The sequence below is a fragment of the Pleionea sp. WD8-19 genome (assembly GCF_055326765.1).
In genome coordinates this window covers 81,988-100,252 of the sequence record NZ_JBUZOU010000009.1, presented here as the reverse complement: position 1 = coordinate 100,252, position 18,265 = coordinate 81,988, and the positions used below count along the sequence as shown (strand labels likewise).

The 18,265-nt window shown below is 40.0% G+C and carries 22 protein-coding genes; all 22 read left to right on the top strand.

The annotated features are described in order from the left end of the window. The first annotated feature begins 729 nt into the window (after positions 1–729). The 22 genes from ACTUJY_RS12550 to ACTUJY_RS12445 all read left to right on the top strand — a co-directional run bounded on the left by ACTUJY_RS12550 (position 730) and on the right by ACTUJY_RS12445 (position 18,265). Positions 730–1,137 (top strand): hypothetical protein, encoded by a 408-nt coding sequence (locus ACTUJY_RS12550; RefSeq protein ID WP_463616439.1) that lies wholly within the window; start codon positions 730–732, stop codon positions 1,135–1,137. A 78-nt stretch (positions 1,138–1,215) separates the two neighbouring features. Next, on the top strand, positions 1,216–1,602 hold the full coding sequence (locus ACTUJY_RS12545) for a hypothetical protein (protein WP_463616438.1): 387 nt from the start codon (positions 1,216–1,218) through the stop codon (positions 1,600–1,602). A gap of 12 nt (positions 1,603–1,614) precedes the next feature. After that, a complete protein-coding gene (locus ACTUJY_RS12540; RefSeq protein ID WP_463616437.1) occupies positions 1,615–2,280 on the top strand; it encodes a hypothetical protein in 666 nt (221 codons plus the stop codon). Positions 2,281–2,292: 12 nt separating this feature from the next. Further along, entirely contained in the window at positions 2,293–3,105 is an 813-nt protein-coding gene (locus ACTUJY_RS12535) for a hypothetical protein (RefSeq protein WP_463616436.1), read from the top strand. Positions 3,106–3,119: 14 nt separating this feature from the next. Continuing rightward, complete coding sequence (locus tag ACTUJY_RS12530) at positions 3,120–3,746, top strand: Pvc16 family protein (RefSeq protein ID WP_463616435.1); 627 nt, start codon at positions 3,120–3,122, stop codon at positions 3,744–3,746. Further along, positions 3,743–4,369, top strand: coding sequence for a hypothetical protein (locus ACTUJY_RS12525; RefSeq protein WP_463616434.1), 627 nt, complete (start codon positions 3,743–3,745; stop codon positions 4,367–4,369). The genes ACTUJY_RS12530 and ACTUJY_RS12525 overlap by 4 nt, the downstream gene beginning before the upstream one ends. Position 4,370: 1 nt before the next feature. Next, positions 4,371–5,984 (top strand): phage tail sheath family protein, encoded by a 1,614-nt coding sequence (locus tag ACTUJY_RS12520; RefSeq protein WP_463616433.1) that lies wholly within the window; start codon positions 4,371–4,373, stop codon positions 5,982–5,984. Between the two features lie 44 nt (positions 5,985–6,028). After that, positions 6,029–6,475 carry a phage tail protein gene (locus ACTUJY_RS12515; protein ID WP_463616432.1) on the top strand — a complete coding sequence of 149 codons (447 nt, stop codon included), beginning with the start codon at positions 6,029–6,031 and terminating at the stop codon, positions 6,473–6,475. A 17-nt stretch (positions 6,476–6,492) separates the two neighbouring features. After that, entirely contained in the window at positions 6,493–6,834 is a 342-nt protein-coding gene (locus ACTUJY_RS12510) for a hypothetical protein (RefSeq protein ID WP_463616431.1), read from the top strand. Positions 6,835–6,836: 2 nt separating this feature from the next. Next, positions 6,837–7,034, top strand: coding sequence for a DUF6760 family protein (locus ACTUJY_RS12505; protein WP_463616430.1), 198 nt, complete (start codon positions 6,837–6,839; stop codon positions 7,032–7,034). Further along, positions 7,028–7,540, top strand: a complete 513-nt coding sequence (locus ACTUJY_RS12500; RefSeq protein WP_463616429.1) for a phage tail protein — start codon at positions 7,028–7,030, stop codon at positions 7,538–7,540. Before ACTUJY_RS12505 ends, ACTUJY_RS12500 begins: the two co-directional genes overlap by 7 nt. 1 nt (position 7,541) lies before the next feature. Then, a complete protein-coding gene (locus tag ACTUJY_RS12495) occupies positions 7,542–8,897 on the top strand; it encodes a hypothetical protein (RefSeq protein ID WP_463616428.1) in 1,356 nt (451 codons plus the stop codon). Next, the gene (locus ACTUJY_RS12490) at positions 8,897–9,541 is read left to right on the top strand and encodes a CIS tube protein (protein ID WP_463616427.1); all 645 of its coding nucleotides are present in this window, start codon (positions 8,897–8,899) and stop codon (positions 9,539–9,541) included. Before ACTUJY_RS12495 ends, ACTUJY_RS12490 begins: the two co-directional genes overlap by 1 nt. Continuing rightward, positions 9,534–10,589, top strand: a complete 1,056-nt coding sequence (locus ACTUJY_RS12485; RefSeq protein ID WP_463616426.1) for a phage late control D family protein — start codon at positions 9,534–9,536, stop codon at positions 10,587–10,589. Before ACTUJY_RS12490 ends, ACTUJY_RS12485 begins: the two co-directional genes overlap by 8 nt. Beyond that, positions 10,589–11,233 (top strand): phage baseplate assembly protein V, encoded by a 645-nt coding sequence (locus ACTUJY_RS12480; RefSeq protein WP_463616425.1) that lies wholly within the window; start codon positions 10,589–10,591, stop codon positions 11,231–11,233. The genes ACTUJY_RS12485 and ACTUJY_RS12480 overlap by 1 nt, the downstream gene beginning before the upstream one ends. A gap of 10 nt (positions 11,234–11,243) precedes the next feature. After that, positions 11,244–11,657: a PAAR domain-containing protein gene (locus ACTUJY_RS12475; protein WP_463616424.1), complete on the top strand. Its 414-nt coding sequence runs from the start codon at positions 11,244–11,246 to the stop codon at positions 11,655–11,657. Beyond that, on the top strand, positions 11,641–12,060 hold the full coding sequence (locus ACTUJY_RS12470; protein ID WP_463616423.1) for a GPW/gp25 family protein: 420 nt from the start codon (positions 11,641–11,643) through the stop codon (positions 12,058–12,060). Before ACTUJY_RS12475 ends, ACTUJY_RS12470 begins: the two co-directional genes overlap by 17 nt. A 15-nt stretch (positions 12,061–12,075) precedes the next feature. Continuing rightward, positions 12,076–12,252 (top strand): hypothetical protein, encoded by a 177-nt coding sequence (locus ACTUJY_RS12465; protein WP_463616422.1) that lies wholly within the window; start codon positions 12,076–12,078, stop codon positions 12,250–12,252. A 5-nt stretch (positions 12,253–12,257) separates the two neighbouring features. After that, a complete protein-coding gene (locus ACTUJY_RS12460) occupies positions 12,258–15,341 on the top strand; it encodes a baseplate J/gp47 family protein (RefSeq protein ID WP_463616421.1) in 3,084 nt (1,027 codons plus the stop codon). Further along, positions 15,331–16,494, top strand: coding sequence for a hypothetical protein (locus ACTUJY_RS12455; protein ID WP_463616420.1), 1,164 nt, complete (start codon positions 15,331–15,333; stop codon positions 16,492–16,494). Before ACTUJY_RS12460 ends, ACTUJY_RS12455 begins: the two co-directional genes overlap by 11 nt. A gap of 2 nt (positions 16,495–16,496) precedes the next feature. Then, the gene (locus ACTUJY_RS12450) at positions 16,497–17,465 is read left to right on the top strand and encodes a phage tail protein (RefSeq protein ID WP_463616419.1); all 969 of its coding nucleotides are present in this window, start codon (positions 16,497–16,499) and stop codon (positions 17,463–17,465) included. Continuing rightward, the gene (locus ACTUJY_RS12445) at positions 17,465–18,265 is read left to right on the top strand and encodes a hypothetical protein (protein WP_463616418.1); all 801 of its coding nucleotides are present in this window, start codon (positions 17,465–17,467) and stop codon (positions 18,263–18,265) included. Before ACTUJY_RS12450 ends, ACTUJY_RS12445 begins: the two co-directional genes overlap by 1 nt.

The following is an 18,265-nucleotide window of genomic DNA, read 5'->3' as shown; positions in this document are numbered from 1 at the left end:
CTTTTTGAGAGAAAGCAGTATGTACAGGCAATTGAAACAGAAATCGTGTATCGCTTTGTTGGCGCTTCTGTTTGGCTTTCCACTTTTTACTCACGCAGCAAAGGCGCCCGGTGCGCTGACTTTCATCGTCAAAGATCAAGTTACTAAGCGGCCACTCTCAAACGTGCAAATCGCGATTAATGAACGGGAAACTTCTTTAGCGCAAACTTTAGAAACGATGAACAAGGACGCATTGTCGTTGAGAAGCTCGACCCGGGTCTTTACTCCTTGAACGTAGCCAAAGTCGGATTTGTTTCATTGTATGAACCAAGTGTACGCGTGGTTACGCGCAAAAATATCAAGATAGAATTCGAACTTAGAGAGCACACTTTTGAGGTAGTTGAGGTCATTGGCGTTCGAGAGCAACCAACTTCAGTTTCTAGCACTTATCTCGACAGAGAAGCTTTGCGAAGCGCTGTAGGCGGGGGAGCCGATCCACTCCTCCAAAGCAAGTTTACCACAGAGTTTATTAGATTATCTGTATGATAAATTACGTGCATGCCCCCTCTTAGTTATTAATTATACCAAGGGTTTACTTAACTCAAAGGTAGATGTTTTTTGGATTCAAGAATTGATGACAATAAATACTAAAAACAAAGAAAAAGGTGCATTTGGCAAAGGTGGGAAGTGTGAATGACTTATAAACTCACGTGGTTTTTTAAACAGTAACAACACAAGGAACTAGAAACTATGTCTGATTCGAATAAGTACTGCCCGATTAAAATCATCGTAAGCAACGCCAATCCAGGTCAAAACATTTCAACCATGCTTACTGCTAATGGAGCATCTGTTGCATGGAGCACTGGCCCTGAGTTTTCTGGGAGTGCTGGTATTCAGGTTACTACTCAAACAGGTGACTTACCACTTGAAAACTTTTATGTAACTACGTCTGACGTAAAGTTTTCAACCAGCAGTCAATCTGGTGGCAGCACACTTTCGTTCACTATGTCGGCTTACTTAGTAGGCGCATCCAACATTGAAACTTTCTACCTAAGATCTAACTCAGATCCTGGTGTAGAAGTAATGGTTCAACTTGGTTCAGCTCAGCCTCAAACCATTAACCAAACAGATACTCTGTTCCAGTGGCCGAAAAACTAATTTAGTTTGTATACCGGGGAATTTATTCTCCGGTATACAATTAAGACAGTTAACTTGAGTTTGAAAAGGAAGTTTATTGTGCAGCAATTTACCATTGTGTTTAATTTTGTTCTGGATTCCTCAACAGCAGGCCTAAAATCAAGTTTGAGTATTACCGATAAAAATACCTTTTTGATCAGTGACTCAGAAAACATCGTGATTCAGCCTTACGGCGTAACATCGATTCCTCCGATGCGTTCAATTTCACTTTATGCTGACAAGTTTACGCTTAATGCAGATGGAAATCCAAGTGGTCAACGTCAAGCAATGAGTCTGGTTTTACCTGTTACTGCAAATAGTTCTAACTTGCAAGTAAATATTCCATTTTCTGGTGTGGCTGTTCAAGCCTCGTACCAGTTTATAGGGTATTCTCAACGAGGTAATCTTTCCGTGGGAGATAACGATATTCCATTTCCAACAGCATAGTAGAGCATGGCGATGGCATCATCTAAAACAAAGTCAACTGAGAATAAACCCATTCCTGATGCAAAAGATTCCGCTACTGTGGAGAAAAAGCCTGATAATCATTCAAGAGCAGCTAAGAACCAGCAAGAACCTCAGGTTAATACTACTCCAGAGCCAGAGATAATTGAAGCTGTATCTTGTGACATGGTGCAGGAGCAAATTGAGCAAGAAAGAATGGAGTTATCTGCTGAGCAAAAACAGCATTTGCACAACCATGAAAAAGCTGACCTGGACAATCAGCTGAACGCTAAATTGTTTCAGCGACTGCGTCGTTATCGAAGAATAAGTCTCACATTTAATGATTTACGTGCGAATAGTAAAGCATTTTTAAGTATTCGATCTGATCAAAAAGCTATCTTTAGTGAAGGTGATGAAAGCAATCGCCTGTCAGGCCTTAGCCTTTCAACAAGCGTCGATTCAGCTTTATTTGTCGAAAACTTTCTGGTGAATGCACGAGAATTATTCTTACAAACTTATGCTGATAGCCGCGAAATTAGAGTTGATCTGTACGTATTGACTGAGCAGTTGAGTGTCAAAGGAAGAGTAGACTTGCCACCTGGTGCCAGTGTGACTTTAAACTCTCGTAATGATCGTTCTTCACTCATCGGTTTAAGCTCATTTGCATTAGATTTAGACTAATGGAGCGATAAGATGAATAACGAGTTAATTCCAGTTGTTTTGCGATTTAAAAATGTTGCGGCTAATTCTAATATCAATTTTACATTTACAACCGAAGGCGCGATATGGTCGTTAGGTGCTACTTCTGGTGATAGTCTGGGTTTTTCATATAACGTATTAACTAGTCATGATCCTGATGTAATACCAGAGTCTTGCATTCGAAGCATAGAGTTTAATCATTCCATGCTTACCGTTAGAACATCAGGCAATACGGGTACATTGTATAATTTTTCGTTGACCTTATTCATTAAACTCACACCAGGGACGGATTACTTGCAGGGCTATTGTACGTTAAACAGGGAAGGGCATGTATTAGTCAATTTTGGTGATGAGAAAGAGATCGAGTGGCGTAACGGTCGTATCAGTGCTGTATTAAGAAAATCAGCGGAACAGTATCGTGCGGTATTTATTTCTGTGGCAGGGGCAAAACAAGGTAGCAAAATAGTATTGTCTGTCGCTACCAAAAAAGGTTTGGGAAAAGTTAATTGGAGTTTGGGACCAGTTTTTTCTGACGCTCAAGGTATTAAAATGCCGTCTAGTGATACTCCCATGCCCATATCTTCATTTTCTTATGGCAGCAGTGACATCGTATTCCAAATTGGATTAGGGCAGAATCATGGAGGACTCATTGACTTTTCCTTCGTAGCTTATATCGCTTGGTATCCTTTAGATTTGCAGTTCATATATCTTTCTTTCTCTGGAAATGAAGGTATTACCGTTAAAGCGCAGGTTGGATCAAGCCAACCTCAATTAGTTAGTCGTTCTTCGACTTTATTTACCATATAAAAAGTTGGGGTCACGTGTTGGTTAGTGGAATAACAGATAGTGGTCAGGTCTTAAGAGCAGTTAGCGAAAGTTTACGAACTTTGGTTAGAACGAATATTTCTGAATTATCGGCTGAGGATGCTGTTGTATTTGATTCTCCGGCAGAGATTGAAGCTCACGGTGAAAATAAGTTATGCATTTTTTTGTATCAGTCCCAACAAAATCCTTTCTTGAGAAATGTACCGTCCAGTTACAACTTAAAACACGCTTCTAAGCAACAGCCTGCAAGTTTGCAGACAATGCCTGCACCTATGGCTTTGGATTTGGTTTATATGATGGTGCCATATTCTAAGAGTACAGAGATGGAACTGGTGCTGGCCGATAAGCTGATTGGTTTATTCCATGAATATGCAATGTTACCGGCATCAGCTTTACATCCAACATTGCTAGTCACCGATAATAAAAAATTAGAGATACTTTCTGACCATGTCTCGATAGATAATTTACGTAATATCTGGAATGGTTTTCCTAATAAAGCCTACCGGTTTACTCAGTTATATCAGGTGACTCCTGTACGAATCCCTAGACATAAAACTGAAATGATTGACTTAGTTACTGGTGCGGATATGACCTTTGATGAAATGCCAGGGAAACTTCAATGATAACTGCAAGCTCTCATCGAAACTTTGTTAGTCTGAGTGCCGTAATGCAGTTATTTGATGGCTTTTCAAAGTCTCCAGTCAGTAGCGTTAAACTTCTATTTATTTTAGACGGCAAACCAGTTTCAGCTATAAAAAAATCTGAAGGAATATTTGTATTGAGTAATTTGCAAGCAGGCAGTTACCAAATGCATATTAAAAGCGATATATATTTCCCTGCCGTATTTAATTTATCTATTGAGCAACATGAGAACTTGAAAAATTATATACAGCTCGAAACTTTGCAACCAAATCCTACTTATCCATATCCTGAGAACACAACTCTGGTTCGTGGAATAGTTACGGATGCAGTAACAGAACTTCCATTGGGCGGTGTTCAAGTGGTTGCTGATTATCAAACGGCTAGAGGAAAGTTAAAGCAAAGCAGTAGTTATAGCTATAACATTGGTCGTTACAACGGACGCTATGCGTTGCATATAGCCGGAAAGTTTTCGGTGAACGATGAGCTAGAATTAACCTTTACAAAAAGCGGTTATCGTCAGGTTAAAGGAAAAATATCTATCCAGAAAAATCAAAATAATTTTTTGGATATTCAAATGAATTCATCCCAAAACAGAGAGCAATAACGTGGCAACTTATCAACATCCAGGTATTTATATCGAAGAAATCCCCAGTGCTCGTAGTATAGAAGGGGTGTCAACTTCTGTACCTGCTTTCGTAGGTGCAACAGAAACAGGTGAAACAGAAAAGCCTATACTCATCACAAGCTGGAATGACTATACCCGTCGGTTTGGAACGTTAGCCTGGTATAGTTTTGTGCCCTGGGCGGTTTATGAGTTCTTTAATGAAGGCGGCACCAGTTGTTACGTTGTAAGTACCAAAGATACTGCAGAAGCAAAACCAGCAACAGTAAAGCTGGGGAATCTGGGCATCAGTGGCGTAAGCAAAGGAACATGGGCTAATAACCTATGTGTTGAAGTTAAAAATGGCAGCGCAGGAAAAGGTACTACTCCAGTGTTTGATATTCGTGTTCTTGTGAGTGAGAAAAAAATTACTCCCAATGGCGATCAGAATTTAGACGTAAGTGCTGGACTTCTTAAAGCTTACGTAGATATGAATAAGCTTTCTCCGATTAATATTTCTCAATCGAATTATTACGTGCTTGAGTCCTTTAATGGATTTACGATTAATGAAAAAGATCCTACAAGTTCAGGGACTGCTTTAGAGACCCGAATTAATAATAACTCCATTTTTATTCGTGCTGATGCTTCTAAATTAACCAGTCGTCCAACAAATACTAGCAAACCGACTAATCTTAGTGGTGGATCGGCACCTACTTATAATTATGAAAAGACCTTAAGTGCATTATTAAAAATAGAGGGTATCAGCTTACTTTCTATGCCAGATACGCCAATAGCAACCGATAGCAGTGGAAAAGTTACACAAGCAGGGCAGGCAGCTATTATTAACCAGGGTCTGTTATTTTGTGAGGGCTTGGGCAGCATTTTTTATGCATCCGATCCGCCGTTTGATTTAAATGTTCAGGACATGTTGGCCTTTAAAATGGGAACTGGCGATAATACTCAAGCCCTTAATTCTACGTTTGGCGCAATTTATTATCCCTGGGTTTGGGTTTTTAATCCTCTGACAAGTAGTAATGTTCCTATTCCTCCTTCTGGTCCCGTATTAGGTCGGTATGCCTATACCGATCAGAATACGGGAGTATTTAAATCTCCTGCCGGCGTCTATGACGGAGCGTTGAAAACAGTGACCATGCTACAAGAAACCGTTACCGATGCGGATCAGGATTCTTTGAATCCAGAAGGCATCAACGCTATTCGAAATTTTATCGGATATGGCAATACCATTTGGGGTGCAAGAACTTTATCTTCAGATTCTCAGTGGACGTATATCGCTGTACGTAGGCTATTTATTTATGTTGAACAAAGTTTGAAACAAAGTCTGCAGTGGGTTGTGTTTGAACCTAATGATCAACAACTCTGGGCATCAGTAACAAGAGATATTACGTCGTTTTTAACTTCACTTTGGCAACAAGGCGGTCTGTTTGGCAGTACAGCTAACGAGGCTTTTTTTGTAACTTGTAACGCATCAAATAATCCCCCAGAAACGCGACAGTTGGGGGAACTTTATATTGATATCGGACTGGCCGCGGTTTACCCAGCTGAGTTTGTCATAATCCGTATCGCACAAAAAACTGCTGGGCCTGACTCTGGTTCCTGAATGTAAAACATTAGAGTTAAATTTTGTATTAGCAGGAGAAATGAATGGCAACCCAATTGACAGATCCTTATCGAGGATTTCGATTCAAAGTAGAAATTTCTGGTATTCAAGTGGCCGCATTTTCAGAAGCATCTGTTCCAGACATTAATGTTGAAACTACGGACTACCGTGAAGGAACCGACCCGGTATACAAACGAACCCTTTCAGGGTTAACAAGTTATGGCAACTTAACCTTGAAAAAAGGAGTTACAGATTCAATGGATTTGTATAACTGGCACAATCTTGTGGTGGAAAAAGGCTCTGGCGGAAGTGGGGTGCAAAAGAATATTTCACTTATATTAATTGATGCATCAGGTGAAGAAAAAGTTCGCTGGAATATCATAAATGCATGGCCAACTAAATATGAGTCAACAGGCTTCAACGCAAGCAGTAACGATGTCATGGTCGAGACACTTGAAATTGCCGTGGACTACATGGTTCGTGCTTCATAAAAAAGGTAGATAGGTAAATGAGTAATGTAATTAGTACAGAAATACCGTTTTCTTTGCCCCTTGGATATATCGATGCTGATGGCACCATGCATAAAGAAGGTGTCATGCGTCTGGCAACAGCCGGCGATGAAATATTACCGTTAAAAGATCATCGGGTGCAGGCTAATCCTGCTTATCTAACGATTATTGTATTGTCTCGAGTGATTCTTAAACTAGGGACAATGGATATGATTACAACCAAAATTATCGAGGATTTGTACTCGGCGGACTTTGCCTATTTACAAGAACTATACAATCAAATTAACCAGGTAAGCAGTGAACCAATGGTTGCGGGAGAGAGTGCCGTGGGAAAGTTTTAAATATGCCAAAGGTACCTGAACACATATATCAAGAAATTGCGTTTATTGCTTATCACTTCCATTGGTCTTATATCGATATTCTGGGGATGGAACATGCGGAACGAAGACGCTGGTGCGAACAGATCAGTCAAATGAATAAAAGTATGAATGAAGATACCAGTAAACCCAATACAATTAATTTGGAACAGTCGACATGGTAATAGGTGTTAATGCTCTAGCGGCTGCAGCGCAAAGGTATGGCGGTGTAAAACTTAATCCATTCAGTGGCTACAACTTTTTCATAGAAATTGAAGGTATGCTAGTTGGTGGATTCAGTTCTATTGATGGCCTGGATTTTAATTGTGATGTTAAAAGCGTTAGAGAGGGGGGAGTAAACGATAAAGAGCATAAACTTTACGGACAAATCACATACAGTGATCTGGTTTTAAAACAAGGTCTAACAGCGATTGATCCAGTTTGGTATTGGTACAATTCTACGCTCGAAGGTAAAGTCAAACGTAAAAATGGTTCAATTTATATGTTGGACGATCAGGGTATCCCCAACGTTTGGTACAATTTTTATAATGCATGGCCATGTAAATGGCAGGGACCATCTTTAGATGCTTCTCAAAATGTAGTAGCAACACAAAGTATAACACTCACCCATGAGGGACTGAATAAAAGTGTAGGCGCGCAGATCTATTCTTCCTCCAAGGGAGTTGTGTGAAGTGATAAAGCAAAGGGGCAAAAGTTATCCTCTAGCTCATATAACCGATTTACACTCAACGCTAAGTCGACATGCAATTGTAGCTCGTCCAGAATTAAAGCTATTAAGTCTGCCAACTAAAATGAAAGAAAAATCTTTCAGGTTAGAGCGCATTTCAGCCCCAGTTGCATCGTTGGTCTGGCTACAAAATAAACCTCAAATATTACAACTTCAAAACAAAGTATCATTACATCTGGTAAAAAGTAATAGTTTGCAAGCTCAGCTAATTTTAATGCAAGCTTTCAAACGAATAGCGGCTCAATATCATCGGCATCTGGAGCATTTTTTGACGAATCGCTGGTTAAGTAAAGTACTGACTGGCAAAGCGTGTAGTGATACTGAGAATAACACTTTTCACAAACCAGTTGATGTGAGCCAGAGTCAGCTGGTTGTAAAACCAATATTGACATCTTTGGTTAAATATCAACGCTCCATTAACTCAAAATCGTGTTTAAAAAATAAACTTTACCTGGTTAGGTCTATCGCTCGTATTTTATCAAGCGTGAAGATGGTTAATGTTCGAAAGAAAGATAAGGAAATGCAACATGATTTAATCCATATTCAGCCAATAATGCAATGTAGAAATAATGTGAAAACTGGCTCTGCCGACCTGAGCCAACGGCAAGTACTTCAGCGATTAAACAATACAATAGTAAATATTTCTGAAAAGTCTCGTTCTTTTTTATCTGGATATGTTCAGGTGAACAAAGATGGTGGTTCAAACAATCGAGATTTTAACTTGCATGGGCTTAATTATAAAAACTCCTATAAGTACTCATCTATTCATCCCATTTTCCGCTTTAAAGAATCTACATTGCCTAATCAAACACTCAGGATTTGTGACCACAAAATAAACGCTTTGATGAACAGAGTTCGATTGCATCATGAAGAGAAAATTAAAAGCTCATCTTTAACCCGGTTGTGTGATCTTAATCAGGCATTTCAACGCAATGCTATAAAGAATAGCCTAACACCAATAAAACTCATGAGTTCGAAAACAAATGCAGGTGTACACACTGAGATAAAACGAATGGGCTCAGTTTCATCAATGCCTTCTATGCAAGCTCAATTAACTTTTAAACAAACGCGAAAGCCCGATATGGAGCTTACTAAAGCACAAGTTAAAAACGTTGAGCGACAAGTATGTCGTGAAGTAATCAAAGAAATTAAACAAGACCAGCAACATCAGCAGCAGGTTGCTGATGTTGCGATACAAAAACTACTTTCTCGTCAACAGTTTCAGGATTTGAGTCAAGCGATGCTAAAAGAGTTACAAAAGAAGCTGTCAATTGAGCAATATCGAAAGGGGTACGCCTGATGCTCAAAAAAGCAAGAATTGTGGTGCAGGAAACTCAGGAAGAAATTGAGGTGATGTATAATCCAACGGAGTTATCCTTAATCACCAGTGTTCAAGTGCAGGGACAGGGATCCAATATTCAGTTTCAAAGAGTTAATCAGGATGATTTAACGGTATCTTTATTTTTTGATACATATGACAACAGCTCAGATGTACGAGATGAAACTAAAAAAATAGTTAAATTGACAACCCCAACCCAGGGCACTGGGATAAGACGTGAACCGCCAGTGGTGTTGTTCAGTTGGAGTGATGTCTGGTATACGGGCGTTATAACTTCTGTGCAACAGAAATTTACTATGTTTCTTAGCTCGGGGGTTCCTGTTAGAGCGGAACTATCGGTTACATTTAAATCCGTGTTAACTGAAAATCAAGACCTGGAGGCTCAGGGTTATTTCAATTGTCGCCGTTTATGGCGGGTATCAGAAAATGATCGGCTGTACACTATAGCTGCTCAAGTTTTTGGTGATGCAAGGCAATGGCGTGCGATTGCAGATGCTAATGATATTTATGATCCGCTTAACTTTCCTCAACAAGCCGATATAGGACGTACTATCGTAATCATTGACACTCATGTGAGAAGCTATAAAGGATTAAAGAATGCCTGATTCTGGCCTGAAACTAATAGCGGGTGCGGTAAAAATTTTAAAAAATAATCAACCAATAACCAATGCTCAAATGGCTGCATTACAAAGTGTTCAGGTTCAGCAGGAACTCAATACTCCTGCAATGTTCAGTTTCACATTATCCAGTATGTCAGACCAGGGTAATTATCAAGATATAGATTTAGATGACTTTAAACCTGGGGATGATATTGAAATATTAATGGGGCAAGGAGAAGTTCAATCGTTGATTGTGGGAAAAGTCACAGCAATAGAACCAAGTTTTAAAGACTATTGCAGCGTAATCATTCGAGGTTTTGATTTGATGTATCAACTCAAGTTTGGCACCAACATCAAAAACTATGTCGAACAACCTTATGCAGACATCATGCAGCAGTTAGCAAGCGAATCTGACTTGACCATGGTGCTAGAAGGAGATCCAGGAAGTTTAAGTGATTCTGTATTGCAGCCAGGGATCAGTAACTTCGATTTTATGTTGGAGTTAATGGCAGACATTGATTATGAAATGTTGATGACAGGGAAAACTCTCACTGTGAGACCTAGTGCTATTGGTGAAAGCGCCGTGAAGACATTTCAATACCCCAAAAATATCAGTGAGCTGGATTTGAATTTGAAAGTACCGACCATGGGCAGCAGTGTAACGGTGACAGGTTGGGATATGATGGCTAACAAAGCTATTTCTGCTGAAGTTTCAAACGCAACCTATCAACAAAAAATGGGCGGAGAGGAAAGTGGCTATCAGGCGGCTAAAGATTTTCCTGAATCAGGCATAGAAATCGAGCGACCCGATATCAGTAATCCAGAAGCATTAGAGGTCGTTGGAAAAGCTGAGTACCAAAAAAATCTTAACCGTTTTATTCAAGGCAATGCCTCCTTATTAGGTGACACCGAAATTTCAGCGGGTGTCAATATTAAAATGACGGGGTTAAGCAGCCGGTTTAATGGACTGTATTACGTAACAAGTGCTACGCATAGTTATGATTCTGCTTCGGCTTATAAAACTGATATTCAATTAGTAAGGACCGGTGCTTAATGAACAGCAATATTTCTGGTGTATCACCCATGCAACGAAATCAGCGGGTTGGCATGACGATAGGTGAAGTTATTGATACCAACGACCCAGATGGTTTGGGACGAGTTCAGGTGCAATACAGTTTATTAGGCACAGATGTAAAGTCTGACTGGCTACAGGTGATGAGTTTTTTTGCTGGTTTTGATCATGGAGCATTGTTTTTACCTAAGGCAGCCACTGGTGATGAGCCGGGAGATAGGGCACTTATTGGATTTTTACACAATAACCAGGCCTACGTATTGGGATTTATATTTAACGAAGTTCTAAAACCTCCTATCGAACCGGCTGAAGTCCAACAAGATGTCCGGTTGATAAAAACTTCAGGCGGCAAATCATTTAAGTTTGATGACTCTGAAAGTGGCGGCATTCAGATTACAGATGAAAACAACAACAATGTGCAAATTAAAACCGGAGATAACAGCATTGATATTACCAGCGAAGGCACTATCAATCTAACGGCAAAGGGGCAACTCACGATTAAAGCAGAGAAACTTACTATTCAGAATACTACCGGTACGGTCAAACTTGAACTGACTGAAGAAAGCATGTCAATTACAGGTGGTGTAAACATGAAATTGAATGCAGACATGATTAATTTAAATTAGGGATTTTTTAATGGCAAGACCTGCAGCGAAAACTGGTGACAGTATTATTAACGAAGCGGATATTCACATAGTGTTAGTTCCCAGTCCAGGAGGACCTGTACCCACACCACAACCATTTCCATTTGACGGAAAAATCAGCATGGTTGTCAGTTCTAACGTGATGATTAATGGCAAGCCTGCTGCAACCGTAGGTTCAATGGCTGAAAATATACCTCCACATATTCCGGAAGATGGTACTTTTCAAATCCCACCAACCAATCTTGGCTCAGTTATCATGGGAAGTGAAACCGTACGAATTAATAATAAAGGCGCAGCTCGTGAAGGTGACTTTTGTGAGACCTGTCATGATATTCCTCCGGAAGGACCTCAGGCACCACCGCCAACTGTTCAAGTCAAGGGAGTCAGCAATGTCCTTATTGGTTAACAATACTGATGACAAAGTAGATAGTGATTTTTTAGGAAAAGGCTGGGCATTTCCGTTAACAGCCGCTGCAGGCAAAGTCGTGTTCTCTCAGGGAGATGAAGATATTAAACAAGCCATTATTATTATATTAACGACTGCGCCTGGCGAAAGGGTCATGTTGCCTGAGTTTGGCTGCCGGATTAACGAGCTATTATTTGCTGCTAATAACTCAAGCGCGGAAGCACTGGCACAAGTTTATGTGCGTCGAGCAGTGGAACAGTGGGAACCCCGAGTGCAAGTAACGGATGTAGTTGCATCAATAGAGTTTGCACACCGCAGTAAGCTGACGGTTAGTCTTGATTATATTATTCGAGATAAAAATCAGCCTGATAATTTAGTGTATCCTTTTTTTCTAAATCAATAATAGAAGGAGATTTTCGTGGAGATAGAGTTTTTAGACAAGAAAATTACTGAACTTCGGCATGAGTTTGATGCCGGGCAAAAACAGCGAACACAGCTGCAACTTAATCTTGATGAATTACAGAAAACCATGTTACGCATCAGTGGTGCCATTCAGGTATTGGAAGAACTCAGACTCGTGCAAGTAGACGAGTAACCACTATGCCAATACTGGATTTTCGAGACAGTAATATTATCTATCAACAGACGTTGACCTTAGCGCGTGCCTATTGCCCCGAGTGGGCTCAGTACTGGCCTGAGGAATTGGATGATGCCGCCGTTGCTGAAGATCCAGGGCTAATTTTATTTAAATTATTCTCTCAACTGATGCAGTTCAGTATCGAGCAGGAAAACTTACTTCCATTGCAAAGACGTTTGTCATTTTATCAGTTTATGTCGGTTCTTCCGCGCGATCCTTTGGCTGCACAGGCTGTTACAGTGTTTAATTTACGAAAAGGAAGTCCGCCAGTTGAAGTGAAACAAGGCGCTACGGTTAGCGCTAAAGATTCCTCTACGACTTTATTTCAAACAAGTAAATCGTTACAGGTGTTGCCAGCAGAAATTTGCAATGCTTTTACACTATTTCCATCACAGGATAGTTTTGTCAACAGCTTATCGCAATTAGAAGCTGGCCATTCAAGCACGATGTTTGATAAAGACAATCCTAAAGATTCTATACCGCTTGGACACTGGTTTCTTATTGGAGATGGCAGCTTATTTAAGCCTGACACATCATTACAGAGAATGAGTCTGATAATAACTGGCAAGCAGCTTGATACCAGTTACTTTCAACAATGGTTTGACGGCGATCTTAATTCTTTGAGTACTGACATAGTATGCAATGGTCATGGCACTGAGATGCTTGTTACGTTTAATTCATTGCCCAGTGCGAAAAGTGAGACTGTAACAGAATTGAGTCAAAAGTTGTTTTTAAAAGATGGTGGTGTTAATGCATTTGGATTGAATAAGTATACAAACAATTCGAACTCTGCCACTGAAAATCAGGATGAGGATTACTGGTTAACAGTGAGACCTGCGCCAGAAACGCGTATTTTATCTGAGTTTGATGATGTGTTACCCGTTATAACCAGTTTGTTTTGTCGAATGGATGGAAAGTTGATCATTCCAGAATATACAGCCAGCAATTCCGTTCAAACGGATATTGCCAACGGCACTTATCCTTTTGGTGAAACACCTGGTGTAGATGATGCTTTTTATGTCAGTTGTGACAGTGTATTTTCTAAAACTGGCGCATTAGTCACTCTGTACTTTGATTTAGCAACGGTAGCAGAAACTTTTCCTGTAACACTGAGTTGGCAGTTTTGGGATGGACAAAGCTGGCAGTCTTTCTCCGACCCCGGCAATAAAAGTCGTTATCAATTTGTTGATTCATGCAACAACCTGCAAAAAAACAATAGTAATGGTAAAACCTATATTTCTTTTTTATGTCCCGAGTTGCAAATGCATAAAGTAGTTGGACAAGAGGGATTGTGGATTCGAGTAGTATTGATTTCTGGTAGCTACGGTGAGCAAGGTGGGTTTAAAACAACACCCGTTGCTTTAACGATTGAAAATGTGCCCGAACATGTACTGAAAGCCGATGAAAAAGCTAAGCTGATTAAGTATTTGAATAATGAAGAGGGCATCAACTTTTCCTACACATTTAACCGTAGTCACTTTTACCCTCCGTTTATTCGCTCGCTCTATATCACTTATCGATACGAACGTTGTCCACAGCAGTATTTTTGTAATAACTCATTTGAGCTGACTCGTTTTTTCTATCATCCTTTTAAATCATTGGATTTAAAAAATAGTTGCTTTTATCTTGGTTTCGACCCGAAACCCTTACAAGACCTTTGTGCTGGCAATCAAATAACGCTGTACTTTAATTTGAATGAAAAACAGGTCAATCAAACCATGGCTTTACTCAATGAAACTCAATTAAAAGAAGAGTTTCGCTGGCAGTACTATGATGGTGATGTTTGGAAGAATTTAGACATCGACGACGGAAGCCATAATTTTACAGTCTCAGGAATTGTATCTTTTGAAGTTCCTACGGATATAAAACCTGCTTTGCTTTATTCTCGTTATGCTGCCTGGTTAAGAATTGCAAATACTGGACTTGTCCGAAAAATAACCTTGCTCGGTGTTTACCCCAATGCCGTGTGGGCGCGCAATCAAATCAATATCAATGATGAAGTGCTTGGTTCAAGCAATGAAATGCCTGGTCAACAGTTTAAGTTAAACTATACACCTGTTGTATCTGGCGAAGAAGTCGTAGTGATTGAACCAACCGGTTTAATGCATGATGAGAAAGATAATGCCGAAAACCTGATAAAACCAAGTCAAACTATCGAACGTACCTGGGAACAGGTGAAGGACTTTGCTTTCGCTAATGCAACCGATCGTGTTTATACGCTCGATCCCAATAACGGCATTATCACTTTTGGTGATGGTCAGAATGGTATGATTCCTCCTGAAGGCCATAATAATATTGTAGCCAAATCTTATGCGTACACTCAAGGTTTAGAAGGAAATATTGCTGCCGGTACCTTAACCGAATTAAAGCCTGGTATCGCGAATATCAGCTGCGTTCATAACCCCACAGCAGCAAGTGGCGGTGTGGATGGTGACAATGTTAATTGGATTCAACGTCACGGTGCTGCGCAAGTTAAATCGAATGACAGGGTGGTACAAGTTCGTGACTTAATTCCATTGGCCTTGGCATCAAGTGCTTTGGTAGATAAAGCGAGTGCCATAGAAGAACAATTATCAACACAGCTTATCGTTTATGTGTTACCCATTTCGCGACTATCAATTCCAACGCCTGATTTAAAACTTTTGCAACAGGTACAAAGTTATTTACGTGCGCGAAGTCCAGCAACTCTGGCTCAACGAGTCATAACAAATGCGCCCGATTTTGTTGCGATTAATTTAGTTGTACAAGTCACAAGTGATTTGCCTGCTAATCAGCGTAATGTCCTGAGCGCTTCAATATCAAAACAGTTATCAGATTTTCTGCATCCGGTATTCGGTGGGAACGAAGGTTTAGGATGGAAATTTGGTGCGGTTTTAAGCAGTGCGAAAATTATGAATTATTGCCAAACTTTAAAAGGTGTGCACAGCGTATTGGCCATTACGATTAATAGTGAACATAATATTGATATATCGCTTGATAAGAATCAACTGCCTGTTGCCGGTGATATTCAAACGCTGATATACGCGGAGGGTGCGAATGGCCTTTGAGTTACCTGATTTAGACGGCAAAAGTTACCAACAACTGGTAGCCGAAATGATTCGGCTTATTCCCCAATACACAACGGAATGGACCGACTACAATGATTCCGATCCAGGAATTACTTTAGTTCAATTACTGGCCTGGATAGATGAATCATTGTTGTACCAATTAAATGCGATACCAGTCACAACGCAACAGAATTTTGTACGGTGGGTGACGGGGTTAGCTTTTAGCAGTACCAGCACGGACTATAGTCAGTATGCAGATCGCATTAATGATTATGCTTTTTTGGATATGAAGCAATTTCTCGACAAGCTTCAACAACCATCTGGCCCCGGAGTCAATAAATACGCTTTACAAAAAAAGGTACTGGAGTATATCCAAAAACCATATCAAGCATTAACTTTCGATGATATCCACAGTGTAGCGATGCAAACCAATGAAGTTATTGCTGTAATGGATGCTCAACGGAAAGAGTACAGTCATGGAGATTTTCAAAAATCTCTTTATATCAGTCAAGCTTATGTTGTGGTAATCGGAGGCGGGATTAAAGTCTATGTTCTGCCAGATCTCAGCTTCAATTATACTTACCCTAGCTATCCAAATTACTCGCAATATTCTGGCAAGTCGGGCATTGTTCGCAAAACACTGATGCTGTCTGACTTGATTGAAGAACCGCAGCAAACAAAAAACCGATTGAATAGTCTAGTTTATCAAACTGAACAACACTTGTTGCCACGCGTATTACTTGGTACCGACTTAGAAGTATCATTAGCGCAACACACCGATATCGATGTTAAATTAGAGTTAACATTATCTGCCAATACCGTTGTTGATATTACCTTAAATGCATTATTTACCGCATTATTTAATTTTTTCTTACCACTTAAAGGTGGTAACAGTGAAGGCTGGTTATATGATGAAGCTCCAGAGCCTCAACAAATATATCAATTGGTTTATGGCATACCAGGTATTGAGTCTATTAATGAGTTAAAACTAACCTATTATCCAACAGTCGTGCTTAACAAAATGGCGCAACTGGGATGTAATACTTTATTGGCGGACTTACCGGCCGGAGATGCGGGCATGTTCTATGTCGGCATTCCCCGTTTACGTTGTCTTGATGTCATCGCCACTCAGGCATCAACCGTAGGTAACTAATAATGCTTTCCTCCTACTTGAAGTATTTGCCAGCCAACTACCAAACAACAGATAAAACGGGTTTTATAGGCCGTTATCTTAAAGTATTCGAAAAAATTCTTACCGGAATAGACGATGAGCAGTTAGACGGACGTAAAGGCATACAAGAACTTTTAGCTACAGACGTCATTGGTGCGCTATTTTATCCACGTTTCTCATTTTTATTTGATGATTCCAATTCTGAATTTATTCCACCAATTTCTGGATTACTACCAGAACAAGAAGAGGCTCTATTAGAGCAGTTTAACCAGTATATTGGCTTTGAAGACAGAACTAACCCTATGTCGGGTTATATTCCTAATCAAAATAAACATATTTCCTGGGAAAAGCAGTTTGAAGATTGGTTAAGTGGCTTTCTAGAGTGGTTAGCAACCTGGGTCAACTTGACGTTAGTTCGGTCTTGGTCCATCGATAAAAAACGAAAGGTTATTGCCAGTATCATGGCTTTATACCGAATTCGAGGAACAGAGTTTGGGCTTAGTTCAATTCTCAATTTAATATTTGATTTACCTTTAGAAATAAATGGTCAAAACGCCAAAGATTATTATGGCGATCAAATTCCCGGTCTTGTAAGCCTTGATGTAAAGTTGCCAAAAACACCTGATTTCAAGGTAGAAGATAACAGTAACTCTGCATTTATACTTCAGGACCAATACACCAAAGGCATGCCTGTTGTCGGAGGTTTCGCGCCCGGCTATTTTGAATTAATTATTTCATTACCTTCTTTAAGTAACTCCAATTATATTATGAATCAAAGTGGCATTGATACGGTTATGCAGTTGGCAGCCAATATTACAGCATTAACTAAAAAACTCAGGCCTGCCTGTAGTCATTTTGATTTATTCATAATACCTGGAATGCAATTAACATCCCAAGGCTATAGCGCTCACTTGGGAAATAACTCTTTGTTAGGAGTAGGAGCACAATACTGATGGCCAATATATTTTCCAATAGTGCCACACGTTTAAATTATCATGATGGTATGTTTTTAACATCTCAGTTAATGAGTACTGAGCAAAACTACTTCCTGACACAATTGGCGTTGCAAAATCAATATTTGTACAATCCGGGTGTTTTGGATGGCCTGGAACCGAGCTTAGTTAACAATAATGTGCAAGTTACTACAGGCTCGGGCTTTAACGGCAATGGTAATCTATGCTTACTAGCCGACACTAATAATTTAATCAGTGTTCCCAGTTCGATGGTGAGCCCGTGTTATGTTTATTTACAATATCCAACACCAGTGCCGCAACAGAATCAAAATACGGTTAGTATGATGGCTGTATTAAAAGTAGACTCACAACTTCCATATAGTAACGACTGTATCCATATCGCTGAAGTCACCCATACCGATGGCATTATCAGTAAAGTAACGGATAAACGAGAAGGCGTGAGTAGTAAACTACCGATCACATTAACGACACCTCCTGATGAGAGCGATGATGCATTGAGAGGTTCCGAAAATATTGCTACAAGCTCGTTAGCAGCGGTAGGGGACAGCACCAGCACTACAATCACTTATTTAACACCAATGGCGCCGGTTTTTTCTGATAATCCTACAGTGGAAGTGACAGCCAAATTTAGCGATGCAAGCTTACAGAGTTATATCAGCTGTACATCGACTAATGTGAATGACAGTAGTTTTGACGTTAGCATCAAGACCAACAAAAAACTACCTGATTCTGTAAAGTCATTCAGCCTTCAGTGGGTTGCTGCGACACAAGGAAGTTAA

Bases quoted from the DNA above. Each gene is read 5' to 3' on its own strand.
- ACTUJY_RS12540 (WP_463616437.1), top strand. From the start codon at position 1,615: ATGGCATCATCTAAAACAAAGTCAACTGAGAATAAACCCATTCCTGAT.
- ACTUJY_RS12550 (WP_463616439.1), top strand. From the start codon at position 730: ATGTCTGATTCGAATAAGTACTGCCCGATTAAAATCATCGTAAGCAAC.
- ACTUJY_RS12500 (WP_463616429.1), top strand. From the start codon at position 7,028: ATGGTAATAGGTGTTAATGCTCTAGCGGCTGCAGCGCAAAGGTATGGC.
- ACTUJY_RS12450 (WP_463616419.1), top strand. From the start codon at position 16,497: ATGCTTTCCTCCTACTTGAAGTATTTGCCAGCCAACTACCAAACAACA.
- ACTUJY_RS12475 (WP_463616424.1), top strand. From the start codon at position 11,244: ATGGCAAGACCTGCAGCGAAAACTGGTGACAGTATTATTAACGAAGCG.
- ACTUJY_RS12470 (WP_463616423.1), top strand. From the start codon at position 11,641: ATGTCCTTATTGGTTAACAATACTGATGACAAAGTAGATAGTGATTTT.
- ACTUJY_RS12510 (WP_463616431.1), top strand. From the start codon at position 6,493: ATGAGTAATGTAATTAGTACAGAAATACCGTTTTCTTTGCCCCTTGGA.
- ACTUJY_RS12485 (WP_463616426.1), top strand. From the start codon at position 9,534: ATGCCTGATTCTGGCCTGAAACTAATAGCGGGTGCGGTAAAAATTTTA.
- ACTUJY_RS12460 (WP_463616421.1), top strand. From the start codon at position 12,258: ATGCCAATACTGGATTTTCGAGACAGTAATATTATCTATCAACAGACG.
- ACTUJY_RS12490 (WP_463616427.1), top strand. From the start codon at position 8,897: ATGCTCAAAAAAGCAAGAATTGTGGTGCAGGAAACTCAGGAAGAAATT.
- ACTUJY_RS12480 (WP_463616425.1), top strand. From the start codon at position 10,589: ATGAACAGCAATATTTCTGGTGTATCACCCATGCAACGAAATCAGCGG.
- ACTUJY_RS12445 (WP_463616418.1), top strand. From the start codon at position 17,465: ATGGCCAATATATTTTCCAATAGTGCCACACGTTTAAATTATCATGAT.
- ACTUJY_RS12455 (WP_463616420.1), top strand. From the start codon at position 15,331: ATGGCCTTTGAGTTACCTGATTTAGACGGCAAAAGTTACCAACAACTG.
- ACTUJY_RS12505 (WP_463616430.1), top strand. From the start codon at position 6,837: ATGCCAAAGGTACCTGAACACATATATCAAGAAATTGCGTTTATTGCT.
- ACTUJY_RS12535 (WP_463616436.1), top strand. From the start codon at position 2,293: ATGAATAACGAGTTAATTCCAGTTGTTTTGCGATTTAAAAATGTTGCG.
- ACTUJY_RS12525 (WP_463616434.1), top strand. From the start codon at position 3,743: ATGATAACTGCAAGCTCTCATCGAAACTTTGTTAGTCTGAGTGCCGTA.
- ACTUJY_RS12515 (WP_463616432.1), top strand. From the start codon at position 6,029: ATGGCAACCCAATTGACAGATCCTTATCGAGGATTTCGATTCAAAGTA.